The organism is Kitasatospora sp. NPDC057518, from assembly GCF_042802075.1.
Taxonomy (GTDB): domain Bacteria; phylum Actinomycetota; class Actinomycetes; order Streptomycetales; family Streptomycetaceae; genus Kitasatospora.
In genome coordinates this window covers 1-5,093 of the sequence record NZ_JBHVEU010000558.1, presented here as the reverse complement: position 1 = coordinate 5,093, position 5,093 = coordinate 1, and the positions used below count along the sequence as shown (strand labels likewise).

At 73.7% G+C, this 5,093-nt stretch carries 6 protein-coding genes; 1 reads left to right on the top strand and 5 read right to left on the bottom strand.

All coding sequences use genetic code 11. The features are described 5' to 3' along the window. Nucleotides 1-109 precede the first annotated feature (109 nt). From ACFU7Z_RS35940 to ACFU7Z_RS35925, 4 genes are all read right to left on the bottom strand, one after another. Nucleotides 110-598, bottom strand: coding sequence for a hypothetical protein (locus tag ACFU7Z_RS35940; RefSeq protein ID WP_380782213.1), 489 nt, complete (start codon nucleotides 596-598; stop codon nucleotides 110-112). Between the two features lie 276 nt (nucleotides 599-874). Then, complete coding sequence (locus ACFU7Z_RS35935; RefSeq protein WP_380782211.1) at nucleotides 875-1,615, bottom strand: DUF6193 family natural product biosynthesis protein; 741 nt, start codon at nucleotides 1,613-1,615, stop codon at nucleotides 875-877. 130 nt (nucleotides 1,616-1,745) lie between these two features. Beyond that, nucleotides 1,746-2,423, bottom strand: a complete 678-nt coding sequence (locus ACFU7Z_RS35930) for a GNAT family N-acetyltransferase (RefSeq protein WP_074001117.1) — start codon at nucleotides 2,421-2,423, stop codon at nucleotides 1,746-1,748. A gap of 153 nt (nucleotides 2,424-2,576) precedes the next feature. Further along, nucleotides 2,577-3,077: a peptidylprolyl isomerase gene (locus ACFU7Z_RS35925; protein WP_380782209.1), complete on the bottom strand. Its 501-nt coding sequence runs from the start codon at nucleotides 3,075-3,077 to the stop codon at nucleotides 2,577-2,579. Nucleotides 3,078-3,500: 423 nt separating this feature from the next. Here ACFU7Z_RS35925 and ACFU7Z_RS35920 point away from each other — a divergent pair, with 423 nt between their 5' ends. Beyond that, nucleotides 3,501-3,707 (top strand): cold-shock protein, encoded by a 207-nt coding sequence (locus ACFU7Z_RS35920; RefSeq protein WP_380782215.1) that lies wholly within the window; start codon nucleotides 3,501-3,503, stop codon nucleotides 3,705-3,707. 33 nt (nucleotides 3,708-3,740) lie between these two features. On the opposite strand, the gene ACFU7Z_RS35915 is transcribed toward ACFU7Z_RS35920, so the two are convergent. Beyond that, complete coding sequence (locus ACFU7Z_RS35915; protein ID WP_380782207.1) at nucleotides 3,741-4,847, bottom strand: RCC1 domain-containing protein; 1,107 nt, start codon at nucleotides 4,845-4,847, stop codon at nucleotides 3,741-3,743. Nucleotides 4,848-5,093: the final 246 nt, after the last annotated feature.

Here is a 5,093-nt window from a genome sequence, read left to right as displayed (position 1 = left end):
GGCCCGGGCTGTCCGGGCCGTTCGGCACCGAGCCACGGGGCACCGCCCTTCGCGCGCCTGCGCCGGGTGGGCGGCGCAGCGGTGCGATCGGCGGTGCCCGGGGACCGGGTCAGGCCTTCCAGGCGCCCCAGTAGACGTCGGCGTTGTTGCCGGAGCCGCTGTCGCGGGTCGTGCGGAACATGCCCTGGGTGGTGCCGTTGTCGTCGTAGCCGTTGGAGCCGGTGTAGGGGTTGTTCCAGTGCAGCCTGACGGCCGCGCCGTTGCGCCAGCCCTCCTCGCAGTTGGACGCCTGGAACGTCACCGAGCCCTCGGTGCCGGTCATGAAGCCGTTGCTCTCCGACTGGAAGACGGCGTCCCCGGTGTTGCCCAGCCACTGCGGCGGCTCCTGGCCCTGGGTCCAGATGCCGTGGGACAGCGAGTAGTCGGTCCGGTTGAGCGTGCAGCCGGTGCCGTTGTGCAGGTGGACCGTGGTGCTGCGGGCGGCCGAGAGGGCGGCCTGGGCGGGGGCCGGGGCGGCCTGGGCGGTGCCGGTGGCGATGGTGCCGAGCCCGATGGCGGTCACCGCGGCCAGCGCGGCGGTACGTGCGGAGATACGCATGGTCTCCCTCGATTCCGTGGGTCGTGGATGGGTTGCGCGGGCTGTGTTCCGCGCCGTGGTGAACGATCCGGCCGGCCGGTCAACGAACGGTGGACGGCGCGGTGAACGCCGTGACATGTGCGGTTCATCGTTTGTCGACGCACATGGTGTTCGCGCACCCGGGAGGCCCCGCGCCCGCCTGGCCGCAGCACGCGGGGCGGGGCAGGGCGGCCCGGCCCGGCCCGGTAGTTGACGACGGCGCTCGCGTGCGGCCAGGAACTCGCAGCGGTCGGCGGCTCAGGAGGGCACAGCGTCGTCGGGCAGCGCGTCGACGACCGCCGCGACGGCCGCCTCCGCGCCGTCGACGTCCTGCAGCCGCCCGTCGTCGAACCGCACCCGGTAGCGGCCGTCGCCGAGTGGCGCGACCCTTGGCAGGTCGTAGGAGATCGGCGGCGCCGCCCGGCGGCTGAAGGTGAGCCAGTACATGCTCCGGCCCGGCGACAGGGCCCGCAGGCGTGGCTGCGCGTGGGCCGCCTCGACGAGTTCCCGCAGGCCGGTTTCGTGTCGGCGCTCGTGCGTGGCGGACTCGCGCAGTCGGCGCCATCGGACCGGCACGGCGTCGCCCCGTTCGTGGGCCTCGGCCAGTTCCCAGGTCCGCAGGAAGGGCGACCGCGCGAGGAGTTCGGCGAGGCGGGCCCCCGCCTGCCAGGTGGCCACCGCCCCGGCGGCCTCGGCGAGGTCGCCGGTGCTGCCGGTGGCCAGGTGGACTCCGCCCGCCCAGCAGCTGACGTCGAAGCTGCGCTCCCTCGCCGTCATCCCGACCCGTGTCGACCGGTCCCCGGCGCTCACCCGGGCCGCCGTCCGGCGCCGGCCCGGCTCGGCGGCCGGCTCGCCCCCGAGCCGGAGCCCCGCCCGATCGGCTTGTGCCCGAAGGGCGTTCAGCAGCGACCCGGCCCGCGCCACGTCGGGGTAGTGGGCCGCGTAGGGGCGCAGGGCGTCATCCTCGTCCGCTGCCGGGACGGGGGTCTGTTCGGGCATGCGGTCGAGTCTGCCAGGCCTCGGCGCCGCTTTCCGGTGCTCACGGACGAGTGAACGGACAGCCGCGAGTGGTCGTGCGGTTCGGCGGCAGCGTGTACATCGCCTGACCGTACCGCCCCAAAGGCCCCACTCACGCGGGGTCTGAAATGCCCTCGCCGCGGTCGCCCGGCAGGCCGAACAGCGGCAGGCAGGGCGCCAGTCCGTCGACGGTGACGGGGACCTCGCGCCGCGCCTGCCAGCGCTCCCGGGTGAGCCTCAGCCGCCGCTCCGTCACGCCGCGCCCGCGGACCAGGTGGCGGTCGACGCCGTCGGGTTCGTAGCCGTGCTTGCGCGACACGGCGTACGAGGAGGGGTTGTCCTCGAAGGCGCCCGACACCGCCTCCGTCGCGCCCAGGCCCGCGAAGGCCAGGTGCAGGACGGCGGCGCGCATCTCGGTGCCGATGCCCTGCCGCTGGTGCCGCGCGCCGAGCCAGGAGCCGGTGGAGGCCTGCCGCAGGACGGCGAAGTCGCGGGCGGCGACGGTCTGCAGGCCGACGACCCGGCCGTTCTCGAAGACGGCCAGGTTCAGCGCCCAGTCGTCCGGGGACCAGTTGCCCAGGCGCAGCCAGTGGTGCTGGACCACGGAGCGGGCGCGCTGGGCCGGGGGGAGGTCGGTCCACGGGACGATGAAGGGCATCCGGTCCGGTTCGTGGACGCCTTGGGCGGCGAGGTCGGCCAGGGCGGCGAGTTCGTCGTCGGCGGGCAGGCGCAGTTCGAGGCGGGGGGTGCGCAGGCGCAGGCCCAGCAGCGGCCAGTGGTCGGTCAGCATGCGCCATTGTCGGGGGCGGTGGCGGCCGCGGTCATCCGGATTTCCGCGCTCCGGCCTCCGGGCTTCCCGGCCCTGCTCCGGCGCGCCGCGCGCAGTGGGAAGTCGGCCGGGCCGACTTCCCACTCCCGACCGCTCCCCGCCCGCTCGTCCGCCCTACTCGACGACCTCGGCCTTCACCAGGACCACGTCCTCCTTGGGGACGTCCTGGTGGCCGGCCCTGGAGCCCGTGGCGACGGCCCTGATGGCGTCCACGACGCCCTGGCCCTCGACCACCTCGCCGAAGACGGCGTAGCCCCAGCCCTGGGGGTTCTTGCCGCTGTGGTTGAGGAAGTCGTTGTCGGCGACGTTGATGAAGAACTGGGCGGTGGCCGAGTGCGGGTCCCCCGTGCGGGCCATCGCCACCGAGTACTTGACGTTCTTCAGGCCGTTGTCGGCCTCGTTCTCGATGGGCGCGCGGGTCTCCTTCCGCTTCAGTCCGGGCTCCATCCCGCCGCCCTGGACCATGAAGTTGTCGATGACCCGGTGGAAGACCGTCCCGTCGTAGAAGCCGTCCGTGACGTACCGGAGGAAGTTCTCCACCGTCGCCGGGGCCTTCTCCGCGTCGAGGCGCAGGACGATGTCGCCGTGGTTGGTACTCAGTTTGACCTTCGACATGATGACCTCACTGTCTGCATGGTGGCGGCTACGAGAACGCTCACCGCGCATTGTGGCAGGAGGGGCGGCCGGGGCTGCTGAGGTTCCCGTCGTGGCGCCGGGACGCGGGAAGTCGGCCGGGCCGACTTCCCGCTCCGGGGACTTGCGGGAGAACGGCCCCCGCCCGCACTGTGAGTGGGCGATCGGCTACGTCCCGTCAGGAAGTGCGCGATGTCCCCTCTCTCCCTTGTCCGCGGCCGCGTGACGGCCGTGGTGTGCGTGCCGCTCCTCGCCCTCGCGGCCCTGATCGCGCTCTGCGCCCCGGCACAGGCAGCCCCGGCACAGGCGACCCCGACGCGGGCGACCCCGACGCAGGCGACCCCCGCGCAGGCGAGCGCGAACCGGGCCGCGCCCGGCCCGGTGGCGGCGCAGGGCCGCCGGGCCCTGGTCAACTTCGGCACCGTGAAGTGGTTCAACGCCGAGAAGGGGTTCGGCTTCATCACGCCGGACGTCCCCGGCCCGGACGTCTTCGTCCACTACTCGAGCATCGTCGGGGGCGGGTTCCGGAGCCTGACGGAGGGCGAGCGGGTGGAGTACCAGGTGGAGCAGGGGCCCAAGGGGCCGCAGGCCGTCGACGTCATCCCGCTCTGAGCACGAAACCCGCCACGCCGCCCGCCCGGGGCCTCAGTTGGCGAGGCTGAAGTCGCCGCCCACCGGTGCGGCGATCTTGTCGATGCCGGTGAGCGCGGTGAGGGTGGGCACCGGGGTGCTGCTGTCGGTGGTGGTGCCGTCGCCGAGCTGGCCGGAGCCGTTGCTGCCCCAGGAGTGCACGGTGCTGGTGCCCGACAGCGCCACGGTGTGCTCCCGGCCGGCGGCCACCAGGCGGACGTCCGTCAGGCCGGGGACGGTGACGGGCAGGACGCGGAAGACGGTGGTGCCGTCGCCGAGCTGGCCGGCGGTGTTCTGGCCCCAGGCCTTGAGGCGGCTGTCGTCGTCGACCACGGCCATGCTGTGGTTGCAGCCGGCCGCGATCTGCGAGACGCCGCCCGACCAGGTCGGCCGGGTGGCGACCGGGGTGAAGCGGTTGATGGTGGTGTTGTCGCCGAGCTGGCCGGTGGCGTTGTAGCCCCAGGCCTTCACCGAGGCGCCGGCGCCCGGCTTGCCGACCAGGACGAGGTTGTGGCCGGCCCCGGCGGCGATCCGGCTCACGCCGGTCAGGCCGCTGACCGGCGCCGGGAGGCCGCGGCTCGCCGAAGTCCCGTCGCCCAGCTGGCCGTTGCCGTTGTAGCCCCAGGCCCACACGGTGCCGTCCTCGCGCAGCGCCAGGCTGTGGTGGAGGCCGGCGGCGATGGCGACGACCTTGTGCAGGCCCTCGACCCGGACCGGGACGCCGCTGTCGGAGTTCGTCCCGTTGCCGAGCTGGCCGTGGGTGTTCTGCCCCCAGGCCACCACGGTGCCGTCGGCGAGCAGGGCGAGGCTGTGCGCGCCGCCGGCCGCGATGTCGGTGGCGTCGGAGACGTCGACCACCTGGCCGGGAGCGTTGTGGCTGAACACGGTGCCGTCGCCGAGCTGGCCCGAGCCGTTGACGCCCCAGGACTGCACCGTACGGTCCGTCAGCAGGGCCAGCCCGTACCCGAGGCTCGCACCGGCGCCGCCGGCGGCGATCTTCACCACCTCGGCGCTGGTGAGCCCGAGGACGGTGGTGGCCGTGGTGCGGAGGTCGGCCCAGGTGCCGTCCCCGAGCTGGCCGGAGCGGTTGTTGCCCCAGGACTTCAGGCGCTTCTCTGCCATGCGACGATGCCTCTTAACTGATGTGACAATAAGTCAAATCGTCGACACGTCAGGACGGTTGACGAGTCCGCGATCATGGCCCGACGCTACCCACGCGCCCGCCGCCCGCACCGGAAGCCGCCACGCGGCCACCCGAACGGGTGATGGACCCCCGTACCCGGGCACCGGCCGCGACCCCGCACGCATTCCACACACCCCTGCCGTTGTGTATACGGCCCGTCACCCCTAGTGTCGGCGGTCTCCGCG

Coding starts and splice junctions, on each gene's coding strand:
- ACFU7Z_RS35940 (WP_380782213.1), bottom strand. CDS start 598: ATGCGTATCTCCGCACGTACCGCCGCGCTGGCCGCGGTGACCGCCATC.
- ACFU7Z_RS35935 (WP_380782211.1), bottom strand. CDS start 1,615: ATGCCCGAACAGACCCCCGTCCCGGCAGCGGACGAGGATGACGCCCTG.
- ACFU7Z_RS35930 (WP_074001117.1), bottom strand. CDS start 2,423: ATGCTGACCGACCACTGGCCGCTGCTGGGCCTGCGCCTGCGCACCCCC.
- ACFU7Z_RS35925 (WP_380782209.1), bottom strand. CDS start 3,077: ATGTCGAAGGTCAAACTGAGTACCAACCACGGCGACATCGTCCTGCGC.
- ACFU7Z_RS35915 (WP_380782207.1), bottom strand. CDS start 4,847: ATGGCAGAGAAGCGCCTGAAGTCCTGGGGCAACAACCGCTCCGGCCAG.